This is a genomic window from Bacillus sp. SJS (genome assembly GCF_000732485.2).
GTDB classification, from domain to species: domain Bacteria; phylum Bacillota; class Bacilli; order Bacillales; family Bacillaceae; genus Metabacillus_B; species Metabacillus_B sediminis.
This window is the reverse complement of sequence record NZ_JAQV02000024.1, coordinates 147,063-169,182: the sequence shown is the minus strand read 5'-3', so window position 1 is coordinate 169,182 and position 22,120 is coordinate 147,063. Positions and strand designations below refer to the sequence as shown.

23 protein-coding genes, 1 tRNA gene and 1 riboswitch are annotated in these 22,120 nt (G+C 45.0%); of the genes, 15 read left to right on the top strand and 9 right to left on the bottom strand.

Annotated elements, in window-relative coordinates; translation table 11 throughout:
- Positions 1-4 precede the first annotated feature (4 nt).
- From AS29_RS15330 to AS29_RS15320, 3 genes are all read right to left on the bottom strand, one after another.
- A complete protein-coding gene (locus AS29_RS15330; RefSeq protein ID WP_051860729.1) occupies positions 5-1,228 on the bottom strand; it encodes an MFS transporter in 1,224 nt (407 codons plus the stop codon).
- A gap of 109 nt (positions 1,229-1,337) precedes the next feature.
- Positions 1,338-1,877 (bottom strand): hypothetical protein, encoded by a 540-nt coding sequence (locus AS29_RS15325; RefSeq protein ID WP_035409191.1) that lies wholly within the window; start codon positions 1,875-1,877, stop codon positions 1,338-1,340.
- A gap of 25 nt (positions 1,878-1,902) precedes the next feature.
- Positions 1,903-2,538 carry a DsbA family oxidoreductase gene (locus AS29_RS15320; protein ID WP_035409189.1) on the bottom strand — a complete coding sequence of 212 codons (636 nt, stop codon included), beginning with the start codon at positions 2,536-2,538 and terminating at the stop codon, positions 1,903-1,905.
- 145 nt (positions 2,539-2,683) lie between these two features.
- Between AS29_RS15320 and AS29_RS15315 the strand changes: the two genes are divergently transcribed.
- Together AS29_RS15315 and AS29_RS15310 are read left to right on the top strand one after the other, a co-directional pair.
- Positions 2,684-2,755: transfer RNA gene (locus AS29_RS15315), tRNA-Val, on the top strand.
- 85 nt (positions 2,756-2,840) lie between these two features.
- Positions 2,841-3,392 carry a hypothetical protein gene (locus AS29_RS15310; RefSeq protein WP_051860728.1) on the top strand — a complete coding sequence of 184 codons (552 nt, stop codon included), beginning with the start codon at positions 2,841-2,843 and terminating at the stop codon, positions 3,390-3,392.
- 214 nt (positions 3,393-3,606) lie between these two features.
- On the opposite strand, the gene AS29_RS15305 is transcribed toward AS29_RS15310, so the two are convergent.
- From AS29_RS15305 to AS29_RS15295, 3 genes are all read right to left on the bottom strand, one after another.
- The gene (locus tag AS29_RS15305) at positions 3,607-5,103 is read right to left on the bottom strand and encodes an FAD-dependent monooxygenase (protein ID WP_035409187.1); all 1,497 of its coding nucleotides are present in this window, start codon (positions 5,101-5,103) and stop codon (positions 3,607-3,609) included.
- Positions 5,104-5,159: 56 nt separating this feature from the next.
- A complete protein-coding gene (locus AS29_RS15300; protein WP_035409185.1) occupies positions 5,160-5,525 on the bottom strand; it encodes a YidH family protein in 366 nt (121 codons plus the stop codon).
- An 87-nt stretch (positions 5,526-5,612) separates the two neighbouring features.
- Complete coding sequence (locus AS29_RS15295) at positions 5,613-7,967, bottom strand: M14 family zinc carboxypeptidase (protein WP_035409360.1); 2,355 nt, start codon at positions 7,965-7,967, stop codon at positions 5,613-5,615.
- An 82-nt stretch (positions 7,968-8,049) separates the two neighbouring features.
- Positions 8,050-8,156: riboswitch (SAM riboswitch) on the bottom strand.
- Between the two features lie 493 nt (positions 8,157-8,649).
- On the opposite strand from AS29_RS15295, the gene AS29_RS15290 reads away from it, so the two are divergent.
- Complete coding sequence (locus AS29_RS15290; RefSeq protein ID WP_035409183.1) at positions 8,650-9,198, top strand: GNAT family N-acetyltransferase; 549 nt, start codon at positions 8,650-8,652, stop codon at positions 9,196-9,198.
- A 26-nt stretch (positions 9,199-9,224) separates the two neighbouring features.
- On the top strand, positions 9,225-10,106 hold the full coding sequence (locus AS29_RS15285) for a GNAT family N-acetyltransferase (RefSeq protein WP_035409358.1): 882 nt from the start codon (positions 9,225-9,227) through the stop codon (positions 10,104-10,106).
- A gap of 373 nt (positions 10,107-10,479) precedes the next feature.
- Here AS29_RS15285 and AS29_RS15280 read toward each other — a convergent pair whose 3' ends face one another.
- Positions 10,480-11,361, bottom strand: a complete 882-nt coding sequence (locus tag AS29_RS15280; RefSeq protein ID WP_035409181.1) for a LysR family transcriptional regulator — start codon at positions 11,359-11,361, stop codon at positions 10,480-10,482.
- 161 nt (positions 11,362-11,522) lie between these two features.
- On the opposite strand from AS29_RS15280, the gene hpaI reads away from it, so the two are divergent.
- The 7 genes from hpaI to AS29_RS15245 are packed head-to-tail and all read left to right on the top strand — an operon-like array spanning position 11,523 to position 18,425.
- Positions 11,523-12,449 (top strand): 2,4-dihydroxyhept-2-ene-1,7-dioic acid aldolase, encoded by a 927-nt coding sequence (gene hpaI / locus AS29_RS15275; protein WP_035409179.1) that lies wholly within the window; start codon positions 11,523-11,525, stop codon positions 12,447-12,449.
- 18 nt (positions 12,450-12,467) lie between these two features.
- Positions 12,468-13,979 (top strand): 5-carboxymethyl-2-hydroxymuconate semialdehyde dehydrogenase, encoded by a 1,512-nt coding sequence (gene hpaE / locus AS29_RS15270; protein ID WP_035409178.1) that lies wholly within the window; start codon positions 12,468-12,470, stop codon positions 13,977-13,979.
- A 2-nt stretch (positions 13,980-13,981) separates the two neighbouring features.
- Positions 13,982-15,457 (top strand): 4-hydroxyphenylacetate 3-monooxygenase, oxygenase component, encoded by a 1,476-nt coding sequence (gene hpaB / locus AS29_RS15265; RefSeq protein ID WP_035409176.1) that lies wholly within the window; start codon positions 13,982-13,984, stop codon positions 15,455-15,457.
- A gap of 15 nt (positions 15,458-15,472) precedes the next feature.
- Positions 15,473-16,459, top strand: a complete 987-nt coding sequence (gene hpaD, locus AS29_RS15260; protein ID WP_035409174.1) for a 3,4-dihydroxyphenylacetate 2,3-dioxygenase — start codon at positions 15,473-15,475, stop codon at positions 16,457-16,459.
- A gap of 16 nt (positions 16,460-16,475) precedes the next feature.
- Positions 16,476-17,255 carry a fumarylacetoacetate hydrolase family protein gene (locus AS29_RS15255; RefSeq protein WP_035409171.1) on the top strand — a complete coding sequence of 260 codons (780 nt, stop codon included), beginning with the start codon at positions 16,476-16,478 and terminating at the stop codon, positions 17,253-17,255.
- Positions 17,252-18,067, top strand: a complete 816-nt coding sequence (locus tag AS29_RS15250; protein WP_035409169.1) for a fumarylacetoacetate hydrolase family protein — start codon at positions 17,252-17,254, stop codon at positions 18,065-18,067. The genes AS29_RS15255 and AS29_RS15250 overlap by 4 nt, the downstream gene beginning before the upstream one ends.
- The gene (locus AS29_RS15245; protein ID WP_035409167.1) at positions 18,030-18,425 is read left to right on the top strand and encodes a 5-carboxymethyl-2-hydroxymuconate Delta-isomerase; all 396 of its coding nucleotides are present in this window, start codon (positions 18,030-18,032) and stop codon (positions 18,423-18,425) included. Before AS29_RS15250 ends, AS29_RS15245 begins: the two co-directional genes overlap by 38 nt.
- A gap of 20 nt (positions 18,426-18,445) precedes the next feature.
- Here the strand turns inward: AS29_RS15245 and AS29_RS15240 are convergent, their stop codons facing one another.
- Complete coding sequence (locus AS29_RS15240) at positions 18,446-18,745, bottom strand: DUF3243 domain-containing protein (protein WP_035409165.1); 300 nt, start codon at positions 18,743-18,745, stop codon at positions 18,446-18,448.
- Between the two features lie 197 nt (positions 18,746-18,942).
- Here AS29_RS15240 and AS29_RS15235 point away from each other — a divergent pair, with 197 nt between their 5' ends.
- The 3 genes from AS29_RS15235 to AS29_RS15230 are packed head-to-tail and all read left to right on the top strand — an operon-like array spanning position 18,943 to position 20,795.
- Complete coding sequence (locus AS29_RS15235; protein ID WP_035409163.1) at positions 18,943-19,869, top strand: acetamidase/formamidase family protein; 927 nt, start codon at positions 18,943-18,945, stop codon at positions 19,867-19,869.
- Between the two features lie 28 nt (positions 19,870-19,897).
- Positions 19,898-20,125, top strand: coding sequence for an NAD-dependent epimerase/dehydratase family protein (locus tag AS29_RS21105; protein WP_051860727.1), 228 nt, complete (start codon positions 19,898-19,900; stop codon positions 20,123-20,125).
- Positions 20,106-20,795 carry an NAD-dependent epimerase/dehydratase family protein gene (locus tag AS29_RS15230; protein WP_051860726.1) on the top strand — a complete coding sequence of 230 codons (690 nt, stop codon included), beginning with the start codon at positions 20,106-20,108 and terminating at the stop codon, positions 20,793-20,795. The genes AS29_RS21105 and AS29_RS15230 overlap by 20 nt, the downstream gene beginning before the upstream one ends.
- Positions 20,796-20,809: 14 nt before the next feature.
- Here AS29_RS15230 and AS29_RS15225 read toward each other — a convergent pair whose 3' ends face one another.
- Positions 20,810-21,241 (bottom strand): universal stress protein, encoded by a 432-nt coding sequence (locus tag AS29_RS15225; protein WP_035409161.1) that lies wholly within the window; start codon positions 21,239-21,241, stop codon positions 20,810-20,812.
- A 95-nt stretch (positions 21,242-21,336) separates the two neighbouring features.
- Between AS29_RS15225 and AS29_RS15220 the strand changes: the two genes are divergently transcribed.
- The gene (locus AS29_RS15220) at positions 21,337-21,840 is read left to right on the top strand and encodes a DinB family protein (RefSeq protein ID WP_035409159.1); all 504 of its coding nucleotides are present in this window, start codon (positions 21,337-21,339) and stop codon (positions 21,838-21,840) included.
- Positions 21,841-22,120 lie beyond the last annotated feature (280 nt).

The following is a 22,120-nucleotide window of genomic DNA, read 5'->3' as shown; positions in this document are numbered from 1 at the left end:
GTTCTCACCTCACATCACTTTTATTAAGCTGCTTTCCCAGTTGGGGCATGTGTGAAAAAGGCTTCATTGCCGCTGTGAACAGGAGCAGGGAGAGGAGCACCATAACACCTGCCCCCGAAATAATCACGATTCTCAAAGGAAACCAATCCCCAGCAAGTCCAATTCCAGATACAAAAATCACTTGAATGAGCGAGATCACCATGCCTAGCGCACTTCCGACCCGTCCCATGATGTCTGCCGGAACGTGATCCTGATAAAACGTCCAGATCCCGGTGTTCGCAAACGCCATAAAGAAGGCGAGAATGAAAAACCCGATGGCTGCCATTATAAACGTGGAGGAGAGGGAGTACACGAGATAGCCTACAGCAATCATCAAGCCTCCGCTGGCGATCAGTACGGATGGAGACAGTTTCTTTACAGCTAACCGATTAATAAAAGATCCAATCAGTAATCCTACGCCGGAAATACTAACAAGCAGACCATAAACGCTGTCAGAGAGCTTCAGGATTTCCCGGGAAAACACCACTTCCTGGGAGTCGAGAGCGGCCGCCATCATCATGAGTCCGTTAAAGAGGAGATATACAGTCATCACATAGCTTTCGGATTTCATATATCTCATGACTATTCGCCAATCCTCTGCCAAAACGGAAAAAGAAATTCTTTTTTCAGAAGAATGCTCCTCCGTTCTGAGATCGGGCAACCGAAAGAGAAGAATTGCAGAAAGAACAAAGGATAAAGAGTTAGAAAAAAACGCAAATTCCGGCCGACCGGTCATAAACAGCAGTCCGGCAAGAGCGGGACCGAGTATAAATGAACCGGACCAGACGAGGCTCTTATAGGAGTTAAAAACTTGACGGTCTTTAGATGGAATCAGCCTGACTGTATAAGCTGCTGCAGCAGGATCATAAAACGCATCCGCCATACAGATGAAAAAGACGAGAGCGTAAATAACAGGAAGGGAAGGAGCGGCTAATAAAAGCAAAACGAGGATCGCCCTTATCAAATCGAGCCCCATCATCAGGTTCCTCTGAGAATACCGGTCTATTAAACTTCCAGCCCAAAAGGAAGTCATTATGCCAGCCAGCGGACGGATCATGTAAAGCCCGGCTACTGCGGCAGCAGAACCCGTCATGCTGTAAACCATCATGTTCAAGGGGATGAAATAGATCCAGTCTCCGAGATTGGAGATCCCGGTTGAGGTTAAGAGGAGTGCGGCTTTTTTCTTCATTGTCTGCTCCCCCTTTAAAAGGATATTTTATCCACTTTATAGCAAAAGCAGAATAGAAGCAAGGGGGAAAGCGAAAAGAAAAAGACTGCCAGAGCGGCAGTCATTTCGGTTAATTCAATTCCATAAAGTCATACACATCTCCGCCGTCAAATCCGGCTCCAAGAATTACACCATCCGGAAAAAGCTCCGCATGCTTCGATACGAACTCTTTCACAAAAATAATCATCGTCGCCGCACCTAAAAATAAACCAGCAGGTAGATGATCCTCTAATAGCTGATAAATTGGCTTATAGACCGGAAAATAAGGCTCGACTGACAGCGGTGCATAATCCTTTGCCAGCGCCCAGTCGCCCTCCTCATCCCATTCTTCTGATCCTGCCACATACAAGCTGATCGTGTCAGCCGTCTCATAGAGCGAAAAGGTTATCGCTTCTAAAGAGGCAGGAGGTTTTTTTGCTGAGAGAAGATCTGTCAGCCATGCTTCAAATTCCTGAAAACTCGCATCAAACTCGTTCTCAATTTCCGTGAGATGGCTTTTAATTCCAAGCTTCCCTGACCGGGTCACAATCCATTGCTTGCCGTCCTGTACACCAGTTACCTCATCAATCGCGTCATAGATGGCATCTGTAAAAGCTTCTGTTTTAGCCATTTTAAATCACTCCCTATTAAAAAGTTCAGCAGCCTTCAGGTCCGCAAGAGGCTCCCTCGAACATACCGCCGTTCGCCTCATCTTCAATTACCTGTTCAATGGATTCCTTTGAATGAAGACCCTGAAGCTTTTGGTTCCCAATTATAAAGGTCGGAACCGCTTGAACTTCAGCATTTTTTGCCAAATTCAATGCCTCTTTGTGATCCTGTACATACGTGCCGCCAGTAATCGCATCCTGAAAAGCGGCTTCATTTAAGCCAAGCTCGCGGACAATGCCCGTCAGAACGGTAACATCTCCAATGTTTTGCCCCTCCTGCCAATAAGCCTTAAACACCGCATCCACATAAGCCTGACCCACACCATGCTCCTTTGCAAACTGATAGCCCTGATGCGCAAGATGCGTATGCGGCACAGGATCCAAATCCATCGGAAGCTCCATCTGAACCCCAAACCGCTGTGCCAGCGGCTGAACCGACTGCTTGTATGCCTGCTGAATATAATCGCTATTCGGAGACATTCCCTCCATCGGATAAGGACGAAGCTCAAACGGCATAAACTCTACCTCGACATCCTTTCCTTCCACCGCCTGCCGAAGCGGCTCCTCTCCAATAAAACAGAAAGGGCATACAAAATCTGAAAACACCTGAATCTTAACCGTCATCTAAAGTTCCTCCTCGTTATTGATAGACTCATTGTAGCAAAAGGGCTCAGAGAAGACGATTTATTTGGATAAGTTATTGACAGGGCAGGGGCGGAGAAATATAATAGAGAAAGTCAGCTGAAGGGCGGGCACAATTACATATCGCGATCTGGTAGTTCAGTGGGAGAACATCACGTTGACAGCGTGGGGGTCGGGGGTTCGAATCCCTCCCAGATCATATGGAAATGGAGTTGCTTTTTTGAAGCAGCTCTATTTTTATTTTAAACTCTAAAAAACAATGCCCTTAAAAAGTTGGTGCGGATATGATTGATAAGAAATATGAATTATTTAAAGCATTTCCAGCTGAACTAGAAGAAGATGTCAGCAAAGTGTTAAGTGTGCTTGAAGCAACTAATAAGTTACGCTTTTCTCACTGCTTCAAGGTTAATTTTAGGGGATCTAAGTTATTTATTCCTGAACGAATTTACTATAATGAGCCATATCTATCGTCTTACAGTTTATTAACTGACAGACAGCAAGCAATATTAAATTGCCTGTTTACAAGGCATGAAAATGGTTTTATTAGAGAGAATCATGTTAGAAAAATGATGGATCAAACAAGTACCTATAATTGGAATGTTCCTTATTTAATCCGGCTTACAGGAGAATATGTATTAGAAATCCTAGAAGTGATAAAAGATAATATAAATCATCTTGATAAGCGGGAGATAAAGTCTTTCATTTCAGAAAATAAAAGATTCTACAATACAATAGAAAGTCAAGTCGTGAGTTACTGGGATTGTTATTATCGAAGTAAATATCCAGAGAAAAGAGACTATGTGGGCTTTGAAATCATTCATTATTTCAATTCCTGAAAAAGCTACTTGCCATGTACTATTCCATTTAAGGTTGAACAACCCTCCCTCTTATACTTGAGAATATAATAAATTTTGGGTTTATACGTAAGTGTCACCTTGAAAAAGGGAAGGCTTTAATCAGAATCGGAATAAGAAAGACCAGCCTAATCGCCGTCACAGCTCAAATGGTGGTCTTACTTGTTGACTTTACCTTGTTTTACAAAAACCATTACTATAAAATAAAGTCCCGAACCTCTCTATCCTGATCCCTCCCAAAAGCAAACCCCACATGTCCATCCGGCCTTACCCAATAGACCGCATCCTTTTCAAATCCAGCCTTCGCCATCTCGGAATTCCACTCAAACTCTATCAGCTCAATATCTTTTTCAACGGCAAATTCCCGCAGATTTCGGCTTGCCTCCCCGTACACATGTATCTGCCATTCCATCGACTTCAGGGGTTCATAGTTATCCCCGCTTTCTGTCTTGATCCATGGCAGCCTGTCCCCGCCATGGATGTTTCCTGCTTTACCATCGCTTATCTTGCTGCCTCTGTAATGAATACGGGTTTGAGAGAGCAGGTTAAACGCTCTTTTACGTGCATTCGATACCTTAAGCAGAGCTGGTATAACAATAGGGAAGAGGACCTTGCGGATTAGCTTACTTTGAATGCCTCTGCCGACCAGTGGCTGGAAGGCCCTGTCGGTAGTGGAAACGAGCAGCCGTGCGAAAGCGATCCGCTCGGATTCGTACGTGTCTAAAATATCCGGATCTGCTTTTCCTTGCAGGACGGCGGCGAGCTTCCAGGAGAGATTGACGGCGTCCCCAATTCCGGTGTTCATTCCCTGACCCCCAGCGGGACTGTGGATATGGCCGGCATCTCCGGCGATAAACGCTCTGCCTTTGCGGAAATGTTCACTGACGCGATGATGAACCCGATAGGTGGAGAACCAGTTCACATCGAGAATAGATAAACCAACTTGTTTTTCAGCGATAGGCCGTAGGTTTTGAAAGGAAAGATCCTGTGAATTTCTCATTTCTTTCGGTACAATTCCAACGACTCTCCTCATCCCGGTTGTGCGGACCGGGATAAATGCACAAAATCCGCCATGATCAATGAACATGTAAAATCCGTCTTTTTCAATCCCGTCATCGGCTGCTTTTACATCCGCTACATAAAACAGCTCTTCATATGTCCCGCCGGGGAAGTTGAAGTTCAGGGTTTTCCGGACCGTACTGTGGGCTCCGTCGCAGCCGCATATGTAGTCAAAACGAGCACATTCTGTCTGTCCGTTTTTGCGGATGACAGCCTCCACCTCATCTCCATGGTCCGTAAAGGAGAGGAGCTCTGTTTCCCATTCCACTTCAATGCCTTGCTCTTGCAGTTTCTTAACTAAAAATTGTTCGTGAACATCCTGAGCGAGACTAAGGATAAACGGATAAGGGCTTAAACCTTCTCCTAAATCAGCCAGCTCCAGCTCAGCCTTTTCCTGTCCGTTTTCAAGAAGGTGGACGGATTTCATTTTGATTCCTAGTTGAATGACCTCATCAGCAAAGCCCAGCTGATGGTAAAATTCCAGTGTCCTCGCATGAACGACAAGAGCGCGGGAGGATTCACCAGGTCCTTTGTTTTGATCAATAATCCGGAACGAAATCCCGTGCTTGGCCAGACGAAGGGCGAGCACCAGACCGGTAGGGCCAGCTCCTGTAATTAATACTTGAGCAGACATAACGTTTCCCCCTTAATGAACTGAATAAAAACATGATCCTCCTGCAACGAGTAGAGCTAAAAAATTAAAAAGAAATAAAGGGAAAAAATCAAAATAATGATGACAAGCAAAGCGGAAACCCAAGTGACAATATGGCGTGAAGGACGAAAGGTCTGCTCGTCAATTTGCTTTGTTTTCCTTCGATAATCGAATGTAGAAAACAGAATGAGAGAAAATCCGCAGATAATGGAAAATAGACCTATGATGATGGTCAGCGTATTCGCTTCAGGAGATGCTTTGTCCATAAAGCTGAAGTGGAGATTGGTTATTAAAAACCCAATCCCTATGATGGCGATAGCCGTTCTCACCCAGGCGAGATACGTCCGTTCATTTGCCAGATGCTGCTGGATGTATTTTGAACTGATGGTTTTTTCTTTTTCCATTGAATCTCCTCTATGTTTGCCGTTTTACCCGTATTCTATCATATTATTCCATTAAAAAGAGCACCGGTATCCGATGCTCTCTCCTGTCTATTCTTTCTCAAATACGGCATTTGAAATCAGCCTGAATAAATAATCCGTATGGTTTCTAAAGCCTGCTTCAATGCCGATTAATGTAACCGGCTTGTCTTTTTCCTGCACGATGACTGGCTGGCCTTTAGCCGGTAACCGGTCTTTCCAGTGGCCGGCGGTAAAAAAGGAGTCATTGTTTACAAAAGAGGCGGCAATGTTTGTGCCTTCTGTATTTGAATACCAAACAGGACCATATACGAAACCAGCATCGTTTTTGCTGTACCCGGCTGTGAGAGGGGAAGGGAGATAATCCACTTTTACAATTCCGTTGCTGCTGGAAAAGCCTTTATTAATCTCCACTTCCGTCAATCCTGCAGCTTTAGCTGCCTGCGAACCGCCTGCACCAATCGCGATAAAATGGCCGTTCTGTTCGACAAACTGCTTGATCTGTTCATTAAACTTTATAAGTTCATCTTCGCCAGTTAAGCCGAATTCCTTATTTGCTTCACTGAGCTTATAGGATGTAAGGCTTGCGCTTCCGCTGTAAATAAAGGTATCAAATCCATTTAATCCATTATTGGCTACATCTCTCGGATGAACCTCAGATACTTGAAATCCAAGTCGTTCGAGTGCGAGCTTTGTGCCTGAATGGGACTGGACTTTGCCCATGCCGCCATCCTTTAAAATGGCAACCCTGTGTTTTTTAAGAGGGATTGCTTCTTTAGGGGCTGCTTTTGTCCGTATGGTTAATCCGGAAGCCTGAACAGTTCTCTGAATCTCTTTTCCTTTTCCCTCAGCATAAAAATTTCCTTCGTTATCTTTTTTGACGGAAACGCCCTGATCAATGAGAGAGTTAACAAGGCGAACTGCATTTACAGATGTATTCGGAATCAAGTAGGGTCCTTTGCCAATCAGCTTTCCGCGGACACTTTCCGCCCGAACTTCTTTTGTTTGGACGGTCAAATCTTCTTTACTTTGGATGGCATCAAAGCCCCAAAGTTCAGAGAGATTCCAGGCGGAAATATCATACATGGCATCAATTTCGTTTGTAATATCCTCTCCGTCCCATAGAAAAGCGTTAGCCAGACCTGCCTTTGGCTGGTTAAGATCGATAATATAGGTCCCTTTTTCATAGCGCTTTCCATCTGCGCGAAATGGTTTAGCCGCTTGCTCCACTTTCACATCATTTTTAAGTAAATGATGGACCACCTTTTGCACAGCGCTGTTATCTTTTTTATTTTCCGGGATGATGTAGCTGTCAGGATAGAAGCCATCTTTATTGTTCGGATGCTCACCCTTTACTCCGCGGTCAAAAACTTCAAGCTGGTCATGAAGCATTGCCTGCTTATTCTGTAAAGCGAATTTCAGGGCGCCATTCACAGCATCAACCTGCCATTTCACACCATCCCAATCATTCGTTGGTGCTTCCAATGTATAGCCAAGGCCGCCATGAAGCATGGCATAAGCGGGAGTGTAAATGGGAGGGTAGACATCCCAGCCGGATTTTGAATCTCTTAATGGGATGTGAGTGCCTTCCAGTGTTTTGTACAATTCGGTCTCATAGTTATCTTTTTCGCTGACAATATTCGATTCCATCGCTTCTGCCTGCTGATTCATCCACTTATAAAGCAAATCATATTCATAATTCGGGTTATGAGGGGGTGTACCCGGAAGAATCAGTCCTGGATGCTTTGCTTCTCCACGCTGTCTGACATATCCGTGAAGGTCAAGAAGTACGAGAGGGTTAAGCTCGGCGATTTGCTTTACTGCAGCCTGCGTTTCAAGCTGGGACTGTGTCACGAAATCACGGTTTAGATCAATCCCGTTTCCATTAAAGCGGGTAGCATCGACACGTCCGTCAGGATTCGCGTCCACATTGATAATCAGGGTGAAGTTCTTCAAAATCTCCCTCGTTTCCTGATCGTTCTTAAATCCATACCGTTCAATTAACCGGAGTGCTGCATCTGTACCGACAAATTCGGTTCCATGAATAGACGCGTGAATTAAAATCGGGGGCTTAATATCCGGATTTGCTTTCAGGTAGCGCTGCGCTTTTTCCGGATTTTCTCTCATGAGCTTCCGTAATCCCTTGTACTTAAGTTCACTTTCCTTAGACTTGCTGTCAGAAATAGTGACCGTGTATAAATTTTTGCCGGTGGAAGATTTTCCTGTAATGTCCAATTGAACACGGCTGCTTTGCTTTTCAAAGGACTCTAATTTCCCATTAAGAGCATCATACGTTATGTAGTCATATTGTTCGGAATTGAAAAGACTCTGCTTTCTTCCGGTCTCCCCGGCCAGTGCTTGAGCGGGAAGAAGGCTTCCCAATAAACTTGCGCTCAGTAAAACGGATAAAATCGGCTTCTTGTTCATTTCTTTCCTCCTAAAGGTTTTACAACACAGAAAAGCCTCTTTCCGGATAAGAAAGAGGCTTTGCACACAAAGGGATCCCTCTCTCTTATCTGTCAGCGTAAACGCTGCAAGAATTAGCACCGTATTGACCATGGTCAACCGGTTGCCGGGCTTCATAGGGCTTGTCCCTCCGCCTGCTCTTGATAAAAGAGTTTTCGTATTGAATTAGTTTGAATTATAGAGGATTTTAACAGCGCGTCAATATGAAAATAGGAAAATGATTCTTTGTGTTTAGAAGGAAATGGTAAAATAGGAATGAGGTATGGAGATAGGAAGATTAAATGAACACAATCTTTAGTTTTATTTTACCTATCTTCTTAATTATGATTTTTATCTAGGTAACATTGGAAATTTCAGTGAAATATCGTTTTCTTCCGGCTTTGATCCTTCTTGGAGCAGGAATTCTTGTCTTTCTGCTGCCGTTTTTTCTGGATGCATAAGGATAAGTGCTGGTCATATCCAGCATGTACTTTTCTTATGCTTTTTTATTTGGAGTAATCGTAAATGGAATGACTGCTTTAATCATTAGAAAAAGCTGAAATAGTATAGAGTTGCCCCTTACCAAAGAAAATATTGCCCGATTAATCGTAACTCCCTTAATATGGATAGAGAAGATGTGAACAAATCAAGATAGGAGAATCCCGTGAAGAATAAGAATCGAACATTTAAAGTGAAGGACCTTGAATATTCAATCAGGTCTGCCGTAAATAGTGACGCAAGGATGCTGTCCAAAGTAAGAGCCCGCATTGATGGAGAAACAGAAAATTTAGACAGGGAGGAGGGAGAGGGATTTATTGATGAAACAGGCTTTGAACGGCTGATTAAGACTGATACGGAAATGCCGAGCCATTTGTTTTTAGTTGCCGAAGTGGATGGAGAAATTGTGGGATTTTCGAGGTGTGAAGGAAATCAATTGAAAAGATCCTCGCATAAAGCAGAATTTGGAGTGGGCGTACTGATGGATTTCTGGGGGTATGGGATTGGCGTGAATCTATTAAAAGAATCGATTACCTGGGCAGACTCCATTGGAATAAAGAAAATGAATTTAAAGGTACTGGAAACGAATGACCGGGCGATAAAGATTTATAGCAGACTGGGATTTGAAACAGAAGGTATTTTAAAAAAGGATAAGCTTTTATCAGACGGCAAATTCTACAGCACTATTCTCATGGGCAGATGGAATGAATCATAATACATAATAGGGAGATTAAGAGAAATATGTCCAACATAACGATAAAAAGAGCTTCCTTATCGGACGCTGAAACCCTGACAAGCATCATGAAGGAAACCTTTAATGAAGAAGCAAAGAAATGGCTTTGTGAAGAGGATGAAATCATAGATTACAATATCCAGCCGCCAGGATATCAGTCCATTCATATGACGGAGTACAGTATTCGGGATTTAGTCTATTACAAAATCCTCGAAGATGAAAAGATAGCAGGCGGATTGATTATGACACTCGCAGGCAATTTGCACGCGAGAATCGACCGTATTTTTGTAAGCCCTTCCTTACAGGGGAGAGGGATTGGATCGATTGCGCTTAAATTGGCAGAAGAGGCGTACCCGAAGGTCACTTCCTGGGAGCTGGAAACGTCCAGCAGGCAGCTGAATAATCATTATTTTTATGAAAAAGCAGGTTTTAATAGAGTGTATGAATCCGAAGATGAGTTTTGCTATGAGAAGCGGACAAATACGAATGATGAAACCGAAAAAGTACAAAATCGTGATCTCTCAGGCACTCAATATGAAAGCTGCGGGATGGACGAAAGCGACTTCTTTAAAGTGAATATAGCCGGCAGCTCCATCAGCAGCAGCAATGTGATGAACAGCCATTTCAGCAATTGCAATCTGAGCCAGTCCAAGTTTCAAAATATCAATTTCAGAAACAGTCTGCTGGCTGATTTGAATATGTCCGGCAGTCGGATCGACCATGTAACGATGGGCGGGGTTCAGTTTAAGGATACGAGCCTTGATGAGAATCAGCCGTCTGTCACATTTGAACGTTGTGACCTGAAAGGAAGCCGATTTGTGGAGTGTAATCTGCAAGAGGTGGAGATTCAGCAAAGTGATTTGTCAGGGATGCGGATTAATGGGGTTTAGTGAAGGAATTGTTTGATGCGTATGAGAGGAATGTAAAACACACCTGATTTTGGGTGTGTTTTTTTATTGTTGTGCACTGACCCCCGCTTCTCTAACGCACTAAATCTCCGTCCCCGCTCACTGCAAGCTCTTGTCCTCCGTATCTTTAGCGAAGTCTTCCTTTGTCCCCCGATGCGGTGCTGTGTTGGGGGTCAGTGCAATGCACTGACCCCCATTTCTCTACCACACTAAATCTCCGTCCCCGATCACTGCCAGCTCTTGTCCTCCGTATCTTTAGCGAAGTCTTCCTCTGTCCCCCGATACGGTGCTGTGTTGGGGGTCAGTGCAAACCAAGAGTTTTCAGACAGGGATATTAGACCAGGCGCCACCCCGCTCAGTTCCCCCCCTCCCCCAAAAACGTCTCCCGAAACCGCACCGCTTTCTTCGATAAATACCGGTCCTTCAGCCAAATCAGCGCACAGTCTGATAGAAGTTCACTGTTTCTTATAGGAACAGCCTTCAGTCCGCTATTTGGAAAGGATCGGAGTGTGGACTCGGGCAGAATGGCAACGCCGACGCCTTCTCTGACGAGTGCCATCAGCATCGCTGCATCAGGGCATTGGCAAACGATGGCCGGTTTTAAACCGTGCTTTTGAAACGCGTTCACTACTAACTCAAACAGCCCGATTCCGCTGACCCGGTGAAGCAGCATAAGCGGCAGCTCGGAAAGATCCGCCATATCAATGGTGCTGTTCATTTCCAAATGCTCAGGTACGATTGCAGCGAAAGGATCTTTGGAGAGTGGGAGGCAGTCAAAATCGTTCAGGTCAAGAGGGAGGCGGACGAGAGCCAGTTCAATGCTTCGGTTTCGCACATCCTCTGCCAGCCGGTAGGAATCTCCTTCATGCAGTCTGAACGAGACGTTCGGATACTGTTCCCGAAAAAAGCGAATCCGCTCGGGGATATAGGAGAAGCCAGTTTTTACACAGCCGATGGAAAGCAGGCCGGATAAGCCTTCACCTGCCTCTTTCACCTCGGATACAGCGGCTTCCATTTGGAGCAGAAGTGAGTTGGCCCGTTCGTAAAGAATGGTTCCGGCTTCGGTCAGTTCCATTTTTTTGCCGTTCCTTTCCATCAGTAAAACACCGAGTTCTTCCTCGAGCGACTTTAGCTGGTAGCTTAGCGGAGGCTGGGCCATGTGCAGTTTTTTTGCAGCACGTGTCACTTGGCCTTCTTCTGCGATGATACAAAAATACCGGAGCTGTTTTAGATCCAAACCACTCACCCTATCCATACGTTTTTTGTATCGATACGCTATCTTTTATGTATTTTCCATATATGGTAGCACATGTTAGATTAATTTTGTAAGCGTTTTCAAGTTTTGTTTGAAAACAAATTAGATCGGATGATAGTTCTTACAAAAAGGAGAGAGTGCATGTGACTGGATATGAGGATGTAAAAAAGAGATTAAGAGGATCCATCGCCCCGATTATTACACCGTTCCACGAGGATGGATCGATTGATTTTCAAACTCTTGAAAAACTGATTCATTGGCATATCGAGAGCGGCAGCCATGGAATTTCTGTGACGGGGACGACGGGTGAACCGAGTTCTTTGACTGTAGAGGAACGCGTTCAGGTGATGGGAATCGCAGCAAAGGCGGTCAACAAACAGGTTCCTTTCGTACCGGGAACGGGATCGGCAAATTATGAAGAAACGCTTTATTTAACGAAAAAGGCTCAGGAGCTTGGTGCAGATGCAGCGATGGTCATCGTTCCTTATTATAATAAGCCTTCCCAGCACGCTCTTTACAAATATTTTAAAACGGTGGCTGAATCTGTAGAGATCCCAGTCATCATCTACAATATTCCGGGCCGGACAGCGGTGAACCTGGAAGTGAAAACGATGGCCCGGCTGGCAAAAGAGGTGCCGAACATTATTGGAGCAAAGGAATCCAATAAGGATTTCGAACATGTGAACCGTGTGCTTTTAGAGTGCGGAAGAGATTTTCTTCTTTACTCAGGCATTGAATTGCTTTGCTATCCGATGCTTGCCATTGGCGGAGCCGGCTACATCAGTGCCACGGCAAACGTTGAGCCGAAAAAGGTGGCGGATGTATACAACGCCTGGAATGAAGGCGATATTACCCGCGCCATTAATCTGCATTATGAGCTGATGCCGCTGAATGATGTTTTGTTCAAAGACACAAATCCGGCACCGCTCAAAGCTGCCCTTGGAATGATGCACAAAATTAAGCCGGTGCTCCGCATGCCGATGGATCTTCCAACAAAACAGCTTCAGGATGAGATCCGGGAAGTACTGAAAATGTACGTAGAACTTCCCGAAGAGGCAGGAACGCTTTAAGAAAACAGGAGGGTAAATATGCAGACACAATCCAATAAGACGGCTGCAGAGCATAAACTGCTTCAGCCTGTTATGCAGTATATAAACGGGGCATTTCTGAATTCGGATCAGACTTTTGAAAATATCAATCCGTATAAGAATGACAGAATGAATGAAGTAGCAGAGGGACGGAAGGAGGAAATCGATCAAGCCGTCGCTTCTGCTAAACGTGCCTTTGTTCAGTGGGGCTCCATGAAAATAGAGAAACGGATGAAGTTCATTGAGCGGATTGCCGCACTGATTGATGAGGAAATTGAGGAGATTGCTTATTTGGAATCGCTTGATACCGGCCTGCCCATCAGCCAGACAAGAAAAATGACGGCAAGGGCGGCGGAGAACTTCCGGTTTTATTCACGGATGGTTCAGACGAAGCTGCATGGAGAATCGTATGCGGCAGACGATGAGTTTATAAACTACACCGTGTATAAACCCCTTGGTCCAATCGGTCTAATTACACCGTGGAATGCACCGTTCATGCTGGAAACATGGAAGGTCGCACCGGCGCTTGCTACCGGAAATACCGTCATTTTGAAACCAGCAGAGCTTTCTCCGCTTACCGCCAATAAACTTGCAGAGATTATTCATAAAGCAGAGCTTCCTCCAGGCGTTTTTAACGTCGTACATGGATTTGGAGAAACAGCCGGGGCCGCGCTTGTCGCTCATCCTGATGTGAAGGCCATCTCGTTCACAGGGGAGACAAAGACTGGATCAATCATCATAAAAAATGCAGCCGACAGCCTGAAAAAAACATCGATGGAGCTTGGCGGAAAGTCTCCTCTTATCGTTTTTGACGATGCGGACCAGGAAAGGGCGCTGGACGCGGCGGTTTGGGGAATTTTTTCTTTTAATGGAGAACGATGCACAGCGAACTCCCGCTTATTTTTGCAAAAGAACATTAAAGAATCTTTTATTGCAAAGCTGAAAGAGCGTGTCCAAAATCTTGTAGTCGGCGACCCGCTGGACATGGGAACTCAGCTTGGACCGCTTATTGATAAAGCGCATTGCCGCAAGGTACGCGATTACATTGATTTAGCGAAAGAAGAAGGCTGCACGGTTTTCCAGGGGGAAATACCGGAGGAGCTCAAAGCAGGAAATTTCGTGCCGCCAACCTTGCTCCTGAACGCACGCAATGATATGAGAGTGTGCCAGGAAGAGATCTTCGGGCCGGTCATGTCTGTGATTGAATTTGAGACAGAGGAAGAGGCGGTTGAGCTTGCAAATGATGTTCCGTATGGCTTGGCAGGTTACGTGTGGACAAATGATTTGAAGCGGGGACACCGGGTTGCACAGGCGGTAGAGGCAGGAATGCTCTGGGTAAATTCGCAAAATGTACGCGATCTCCGCATTCCTTTCGGAGGGATGAAATCAAGCGGGATTGGAAGAGAAGGCGGTCATTATGCGATGCTGGAGTTTTACTGCGAGCCAAAAGTTATTCACGTCGCACTTGGCGATCATCACATTCCGCAATTCGGAAAAAGAAAGGGGAGTTAAGCATGCCGGCAAAAACGGGAAAACAGTATATTGAACGCGTGGACAAAGCGCAGGCGGAAATCTGGATTGATGGGGAGCAGGTTAAAGGCAGCATCTCTGAGCATCCGGCTTTTAAAGGAGTCATGAAATCACAGGCTGAGCTATATGATATGCAGCTTGATTCCGAAAAGAAGGATTATATGACATATGTGTCGCCATCTAGCGGAGAACGGGTTGGCACATCCTTTATGAAGCCTTCCACAAAGGAAGAGCTTGTGATGCGACGCCGAATGATGCAGGAGTGGGCCCGGTATAACGGGGGAATGATGGGGCGTTCGCCTGATTACATTAACGCTGGCCTTATGGCATATGGAGCGGCATCCGAAATGTTCGGCAGCCAGGATCCGATGTATGCAAAAAATATGAAGAATTACTATGAATACGCCCGCGAGAACGATTTATCTCTCACCCATACGCTCATTCAGCCGCAGGTCAACCGGGCAGTCAATGCGTCCCAGCTGCCGGATCCGTTTATTGCAGCAAGAATAAAAGAGAAAACTCCGGATGGTGTTGTCATTAAAGGAGCAAGACTGCTTGCAACCCAAGGCGGAATTACCGATGAAATCATGGTTTTTCCTTCTACGCTGCTTAAGCAGTCGGAGGAAGAAAATCCGTATGCCTACGCCTTTTGTATTCCAAACAACACGCCTGGCCTGAAATTCATTTGCCGCGAATCCTTCGACTATGGAAAAACAAGCTTCGATCATCCGCTGGGCTCACGTTTTGAGGAGATGGATACAATCGTCGTTTTTGATGACGTCACCGTTCCGTGGGACAGAGTATTCTCCCTCGGTGATGTGTCGGTGTGCAATCAGGCATATAACGAGAGCAGCGCCGTCGTTCATATGACGCATCAGGTTGTAGCGAAAAACATTGCAAAAACGGAGTTCGTTCTCGGCATTTTGCAGCTTATGGCTGAGACGATCAACATTGGACAGTATCAGCATATTCAGGAAAAAATTTCGGAGGTCATCATCGCTCTTGAGACGATGAAAGCGTATGTTACGGCATCAGAGGCCAATGCAAACCTTGACCGCTGGGGCACGATGACGCCGGATTTCGCTCCGCTGAACGCAGCGCGCAATTATTTTCCGAAAATTTATCCGCGGTTCACAGAAATTATGCAGCTTATGGGGGCAAGCGGGCTGATGGCTCTTCCTTCTCAAGCAGATTTCCAATCGGCAATCCGTCCTGACCTGGATAAATACCTGCAGTCTGCAACTGGTGATGCAGAAAGCCGCGTCAAGCTGTACCGCCTTGCATGGGACGTTTGCATGAGCTCATTCGGCTCAAGGCAAACGCTGTACGAGCGCTTTTTCTTCGGCGATCCGGTCAGGATGGCAAGCGCCCTCTACACCGGATATGACAAGCAGGAGCATGTCGACCGGGTAAAAGCATTCCTGGACCGATCAGAGGAACTGATCAAAAATAATGGATGAAAAGAGGGATCGTCATTGACGGACTTTAACATTATTCGAGTTGCCAGAACAGTTTTAAATGTAAAGGACCTCGACCGTTCCCGGAAGTTTTATGTGAACGCACTTGGATTCATTGAGACAGAGCGGACAGATGAGGCCATTTACTTAAGAGGCTTGGAAGAGCATACCCACCACAGCCTTGTCCTGAAAAAATCTGAACAGTACGGTGTTCATGCTCTTGGATACAAGGTGGGGTCGAATGAAGACCTGGATCGCCTTCAGGCATTGTTCCAATCGAAAGGGCTGAAAACTAAATGGATGGAGGAAGGGACCCAGCATGCACTTGGAAGAGCCCTTCATGTTCATGATATTTCCGGCATGCCGCTCGAATTTTTCTGCAAAATGGATGCGGCTGAGAGAATGCTGCAGCGATACGATCTTTATAAAGGAGCGAAAATACAGCGCATTGACCACGTCAACTGCAGTGTTCCGGATGTGGAAAAAGCGTTTAGCTTCTTTGTAAATGAACTCGGGTTTGCATGCTCGGAATATACCGCGGCCGATCAGGATCGGATTTGGGCAGCATGGCTGCACCGCAAGCAAACGGTTCATGACCAGGCTTTTATGAATGGGGAGGGACCTTGTCTCCATCACATTGGCTATTGGCTGCCGGATCCGATGGCGATCATTCATTGCTGCGATGTGCTGGCATCTCTTGGGTATGCTGCAAGCATCGAACGCGGTCCGGGGCGCCACGGATTATCGAACGCCTTCTTCCTATACTTAAGGGATCCAGATGGCTACCGGATCGAGCTGTACAGCGGAGACTATTTAACAAGCGACCCTGATTTCAAGCCGATTCGCTGGGATTTAAACGATCCGAGACGGCAAACGTTCTGGGGAACGAAAGCACCGGACAGCTGGTTTAATGAAACGGCACCGTTTTTGGATATCGAGACAGGGAAACCCGTTGGAACTGCTCCTCCGACGCTTGAGCAGAAGAAGCCTGAGTTTATCATTTAGTCTGGGAGGAAACCGAATGAAAACAGCGATAGTAAAAATCCCAGGAACCTCCCGGATCGAAAAGGTGGAGGTTCAGGGAGAGGAGTTTATTTACAATGGAACCTCTTATTTTACAAATGGGCTAATCTTGGAATCACCTATTTCCGGTACCGTTTATGGAACCGCTCTGAACTTTCGGGGAGAATTGGAGCAGCTTGGTGATTCCGTATACCAGCCTCCCTACAAAAAACCTCCCGAAGCACCCGTTTTATATATGAAGCCTGCCAACACAATCTCCGGGCATGGCATGCCCATTCCGCTGCCGGAAGGGGTAGAGGAATTACAGGCTGGTGCTGCTCTTGGAATCGTAATAGGAAAAAAAGCGATGCGGTTAAAGGAAGAGGAAGCCCTTGAATATGTTGCAGGATATACAGTGGTAAATGATGTGAGTATTCCGTATTCGAGTGTATACCGGCCTCCCATTATGCAAAAGTGCAGAGATGGTTTTTGCCCGGCAGGTCCTTGGATTGCAGCTCGTGAAAATGTGGAAAATCCGGATGCATTAATAATTCGAGTATATGTCAATGAAGTTCTTCAGCAGGAAACGACGACGGCGAACCTGATCCGTCCCGTTTCAAAGCTGATTGCTGATGTGACGGAATTCATGACGCTGGACGAAGGAGACATCCTGCTGGCAGGGGTTCCTGAAAATCCTCCTCATTTGAAAGACGGAGATACGGTCAAAATTTCCATAGAAAGTGTAGGTTCGCTGCAGAACCGAGTGGCAAAAGAAGAGGAATGGATGGTGCAGCTATGAAAAGAGCGAGGGTCGCCTATGCAGGAGCCGTTCATGAAGCAGTGGAATCAAATGGAGATGTAAAACTGGATGACGGACGTTTGGTCAAAGAAAATGAAGTTGTCTGGCTTCCTCCAGTCAACCCCCGTACCGTTTTTGCCCTCGGACTGAATTATGCCGATCATGCGAAGGAGCTTGACTTTCAAGCGCCCCCCGAGCCGCTCATATTTTTAAAAGGACCTCATGCATTCGTCGGCCACCGCGGCCAGTCGAGACGGCCTGCAGGAGCCGAATACATGCATTATGAATGTGAGCTTGCTGTTGTCATCGGGAAAAAGGCGCGGCACGTAAAGCGTGAGGAAGCGTATCAGTATGTGAAGGGATATACGATTGCCAATGACTATGCCATTCGTGATTATCTCGAAAACTACTTCCGGCCGAATTTGCGTGTGAAAAACCGGGATGGCTGCACACCAATCGGGCCATGGCTGACGGATGCGGCAGATATTACGGATCCTATGAATCTGGCACTCCGCACATTTGTAAACGGGAAGCTGACGCAGGAAGGAAATACGAGAGATATGGTGTTTGGTATACGGGACTTGATCGAATACCTCAGCCGGTTTATGACCTTGGAAGAAAACGATATCATTCTCACTGGAACCCCGGAAGGACTTTCGGACACTGCTGCAGGCGACATAGTTGTAACTGAAATTGAAGGAATAGGAAGACTGGAAAACACGGTTGTCAGCGATGAAGTATTTGGCATCCAAGAGGTAAAAAAGGAGGAGTCCCATGCCTCACATCGTGGTCGAATACACGAAGAACATTAAGGATCAGGCGGACATTCCAGCGCTTTTGAAAAAAATAAACGGCATCCTCCTATTAAGAAGCGACCTCTTTCCAAAAGGAGGGATCCGTTCCAGAGCAATTGAGCTTCAGGACTACTTGATTGCAGATGGTCAAGAAGATGATGCTTTTGTTCATATTTCATTGAAAATAGGTGCTGGGCGGTCGGATGAAGACAAAAAGGAAGTCTGTGAAAAGCTATTCGAAATGGTGAAACATCATTTTCAGCTGCTGTTTTCATCACGATATCTGGCCCTGTCGATGGAACTCGCAGAATTCAGTGAAGCGGGGACCTATAAGCATAATAATATCCATGAGCGCTTTAAAAAAGCACCCCGGTAGATTTCAGGGGTGCTTGACTGTTATTTTACGAGTTTCACTAGCATGTGAGCCAGTGCGTGCTGCTGTTCCTTGTCTCCCACTTTCCATAACTCATTCAATAAGTATTCTTCTGAATTACGAGGCTCTTCATGCTTCGCTAAGTAATCAGCCACTTTCTCCGCTGCCTTTGCAAGCTGTTCTTCACCTAAACCAAGCTTTTCACCTTTGCTTACCTTATCAGACAGATAACTCTTGAACGTTTCAAAGTCTTGTAAAATACGATCTTTTTTCTCGGAGTCCATTTGATCCACTTTTTCATCAACATTATTAATGTTTGGCATAAAAAAAACCTCCTTGGATTTGGTATATGTAACAATACCCGGTGTTCAAGTATGTAAACGTATAAACTTTTAAAATATTCTTGCAATGGTTGTACAAAAATTATACATTAACCAATCTCTTTAAATATTTCAGAAAAGTTGAAATTTTCAGCTGTAATAAGTAGTCTGTAATTGTAGGAATGGAAGGGGTGAAGCAGATGCATAAAGTAGGAAAACAGCATTTAATATATACTATGGGTCCAAACCGGGAACCTGTTCTTAGGGTGAAGACAGGAGAAAGAGTAGTTTTTGAGACGTGTGACTGTTTTGAGGACCAAATCACCTCTATGGATATTGCGTTTGATTCATTGAATTGGGACCGGGTTAATCCTGCTACCGGACCGGTATTTGTAGAAGGAGCGGAGCCGGGGGATATTCTATCAGTCACGATTGAGAAAATAACGATCGCAGACCATGGAGTAATGGTCACAGGACCGGAATTAGGTGTGCTGGGAGGGGAGCTTAATACCAATTCAATCCGAATTCTCCCTATCCGGAATAATTACGCTTATTTAAATGATTCTCTCAAGGTCCCAGTCAATAAAATGATTGGAGTTATTGGAACGGCTCCTGCCAGTGAAGAAATTTCCTGCGGAACACCTGATCTTCACGGCGGAAATATGGATTGCAAGGAAATCAAAGAAGGAGCCACTCTTTTGCTTCCTGTAAATGTGGAAGGCGGCTTGCTTGCACTCGGTGATCTTCATGGAGCGATGGCAGATGGGGAAGTGGCGGTGTGCGGCGTGGAAACAGCGGGAGAAGTAACCGTAACAATCCACGTTATTAAAGGTAAGAGACTGCCGCTGCCCATGCTGATAAATGATTCCGCCATTATGACCATTGCTTCTAAAAAAGAATTGGACGAAGCAGCTAATCAGGCAGTGAAAAATATGGCAGAGTTTTTAGTAGGCGAACTGAATTTCAAAAAGGATGAAGCCATATTCCTTTTATCACTCGCAGGAGATCTAAAGATCTGCCAGGTTGTTGATCCGAATAAAACCGCCAGAATGGAACTGCCATTGAGGTATGTTGAAGATAAATATGACTTACAGATTCTTTTAAATGGGCAGAAAATACTTAGCTAAAGCCAAGTAGAAGAAGGAGAAGTGTCAAATGAGAAAAATCCTTGTTCTCGGGGGAACAAACTATTTCGGAAAAAAATTGGTTCAGCGGTTACTAAAAAACGATGATCGTGTGACCCTTGCAACCAGGGAGTCACACGATGACGGATTTGGAATGCAAGTGGATCGATTGAAAATTGACAGGGAAGATAAACAATCCATGATGACCGCGTTCGAGGGCAAAAACTGGGATCTTGTTTATGATCAATCTTGTTTATGATCAATCTTGTTTAGCTTCACAAGAAGCATGGGATGCAGCAAAAGCTCTTAAGGAAAAATGCAGCCGGTATATTTTCACGTCCACTCAAGCAGTTTATGAATTTGGAACCAATCATAGGGAAGAGAACTTTGACCCAATGTCTTTCACCTATCGGCTTAAGAAAAGGGCTGAATATCAAGGGTACGAAGGTTATCAGGAGGCCAAACGCGCAGCTGAAGCTGTTTTATTCCAGCAGGGGTACTTTAAAATAGCTGCTGTAAGAATGCCAATCGTTGTATCCCAAGATGATTATACGGAAAGGCTTAAATTTTATGTGGATAAAATCAAGCAGTCAAACCCTATTGTGATAGAGGATCCTAAGTTTCGATACAGTTTTATCCATGCTGAAGAGGCAGCTGAATTTCTATTCCAATTAGGAAACAGCGATTTCACAGGTTCAATTAACCCAGGATGCAGTGAAGATATTAGTTTAGATGAACTTGTCCAGAAAATTGGAAGGATTGTTGAGAGGAAACCACTTATTCAATCCAATCAAACGGGTGATAAAGGATCCCCTTACGCACTTCCAGGCTCCTGGTCTGTCCATACAGGGAAGGCAAAAAGCCTGGGCTTTAGCTTTTCAAAGCTTGATGAAGTATTGGATCCATTAATTCGTTCATTCCAAAAATAGGGATATAACATCTCTTATTTAACAATGTAAACCGGGCAAGATGATTTCTGAACGACATAATGACTGACGCTTCCTAAAAACAATTCCTTCAGTCCTGTAACGCCGCGGCTCCCCATAATAATGAGTTCGGCATCTTTCTGAATAGCATACTCAACAATTGATAAAGAAGGCGTTCCTATAAGAACAGCGGTTTTAATCGTGTTCGGCAGCTGGCTCAGGTTCCTTTTTGCTTCATCCAAATGCTCCCGGGCTTCGGCTAATAGATCGTCTCTAATTCCTTTTACAGAAAGGTGTTCAGAATATAATAGATGAGTTTCCACAACGGTGATAATGTTCAGTTCAATTCTCTCATCTGCCTGTGCTAGGGCTGCAGCTTTTGCCAGTGCTTTTTTGCTTGATTCAGAATGATCATACGGAACGACTATTATAGAAACAGCTGTAATCATCTGCATACCCCCAAGCCGTTTTTAAAAGGTCTTTTCCCTATGGAAAGTTTTGCAAAACGGATTCGAAAATTTTACTTATTAAGGAGCGGAAAAATATGAGTATGTTAAGAGATCAGTATGAGCTAGTAAAGCAGACAAGAGAGCGGCTGTTTGAGTTTTGTGAAGGATTGGATTCGAGTCACTATATACAGGAGCTAGAAGCATTCGGCTGGGGATCTATCAGGAACCTGCATGTTCATGTTGCGATGTGCTATCAAGCGTGGCTGAAAAGATTCGGGTTGAAACAGGAGCATGTAAATATTGAAGATGGACAAATAAAGAATGTTGAAGAGATGCGTTATTTATTTGAGAAGGTGGACCAGCTCGTTCTTCAATTTCTAACGAAATATGAAGATGTCCCTAATAGCTTGCTAAAAGGCAAGGTCTCCTGGCAGGAAGAAGAGGAAGAGCTGTCCGTTCTCTGGCTGCTGACTCATACGATGACGCATGAATTCCACCACAAAGGACAAATTGTGTCCATTGCACGTCATTTGGGCTACACTCCACCGGATACCGATCTTATTATTCCGGCAGATACCGAACCGTTAACTGCACAATAACTATGAGGCTTTGCCGGTTTAAAAATTTGATTTGCCCCAGAGAATAAGGTAATATAAAGTCTACAAATAATGGAAGGGTGACCCAATCGCCATGATCAGCTAATCCTATCTTAAATCATTCGTATAGGAGACGAATTCTTTTCTGGATAGGATCGGTGTGTCTATAATACATAAGCGAAAATTTCCATTTCTTCCGAAAGGGAGGACTGTTCGATTTTGCTTTGTGAGACCTGCTATCCGGATTGTGATAGCATTTTTTTTATTTTTGGGAGGAAGTTCA

What these genes read in the sequence shown, in the direction of transcription:
- AS29_RS15330 (WP_051860729.1), bottom strand. Translation starts at nt 1,228, where the DNA reads ATGAAGAAAAAAGCCGCACTCCTCTTAACCTCAACCGGGATCTCCAAT.
- AS29_RS15325 (WP_035409191.1), bottom strand. Translation starts at nt 1,877, where the DNA reads ATGGCTAAAACAGAAGCTTTTACAGATGCCATCTATGACGCGATTGAT.
- AS29_RS15320 (WP_035409189.1), bottom strand. Translation starts at nt 2,538, where the DNA reads ATGACGGTTAAGATTCAGGTGTTTTCAGATTTTGTATGCCCTTTCTGT.
- AS29_RS15310 (WP_051860728.1), top strand. Translation starts at nt 2,841, where the DNA reads ATGATTGATAAGAAATATGAATTATTTAAAGCATTTCCAGCTGAACTA.
- AS29_RS15305 (WP_035409187.1), bottom strand. Translation starts at nt 5,103, where the DNA reads ATGTCTGCTCAAGTATTAATTACAGGAGCTGGCCCTACCGGTCTGGTG.
- AS29_RS15300 (WP_035409185.1), bottom strand. Translation starts at nt 5,525, where the DNA reads ATGGAAAAAGAAAAAACCATCAGTTCAAAATACATCCAGCAGCATCTG.
- AS29_RS15295 (WP_035409360.1), bottom strand. Translation starts at nt 7,967, where the DNA reads ATGAACAAGAAGCCGATTTTATCCGTTTTACTGAGCGCAAGTTTATTG.
- AS29_RS15285 (WP_035409358.1), top strand. Translation starts at nt 9,225, where the DNA reads ATGTCCAACATAACGATAAAAAGAGCTTCCTTATCGGACGCTGAAACC.
- hpaE (WP_035409178.1), top strand. Translation starts at nt 12,468, where the DNA reads ATGCAGACACAATCCAATAAGACGGCTGCAGAGCATAAACTGCTTCAG.
- hpaB (WP_035409176.1), top strand. Translation starts at nt 13,982, where the DNA reads ATGCCGGCAAAAACGGGAAAACAGTATATTGAACGCGTGGACAAAGCG.
- AS29_RS15255 (WP_035409171.1), top strand. Translation starts at nt 16,476, where the DNA reads ATGAAAACAGCGATAGTAAAAATCCCAGGAACCTCCCGGATCGAAAAG.
- AS29_RS15250 (WP_035409169.1), top strand. Translation starts at nt 17,252, where the DNA reads ATGAAAAGAGCGAGGGTCGCCTATGCAGGAGCCGTTCATGAAGCAGTG.
- AS29_RS15245 (WP_035409167.1), top strand. Translation starts at nt 18,030, where the DNA reads ATGCCTCACATCGTGGTCGAATACACGAAGAACATTAAGGATCAGGCG.
- AS29_RS15240 (WP_035409165.1), bottom strand. Translation starts at nt 18,745, where the DNA reads ATGCCAAACATTAATAATGTTGATGAAAAAGTGGATCAAATGGACTCC.
- AS29_RS15235 (WP_035409163.1), top strand. Translation starts at nt 18,943, where the DNA reads ATGCATAAAGTAGGAAAACAGCATTTAATATATACTATGGGTCCAAAC.
- AS29_RS21105 (WP_051860727.1), top strand. Translation starts at nt 19,898, where the DNA reads ATGAGAAAAATCCTTGTTCTCGGGGGAACAAACTATTTCGGAAAAAAA.
- AS29_RS15230 (WP_051860726.1), top strand. Translation starts at nt 20,106, where the DNA reads ATGATCAATCTTGTTTATGATCAATCTTGTTTAGCTTCACAAGAAGCA.
- AS29_RS15225 (WP_035409161.1), bottom strand. Translation starts at nt 21,241, where the DNA reads ATGATTACAGCTGTTTCTATAATAGTCGTTCCGTATGATCATTCTGAA.
- AS29_RS15220 (WP_035409159.1), top strand. Translation starts at nt 21,337, where the DNA reads ATGAGTATGTTAAGAGATCAGTATGAGCTAGTAAAGCAGACAAGAGAG.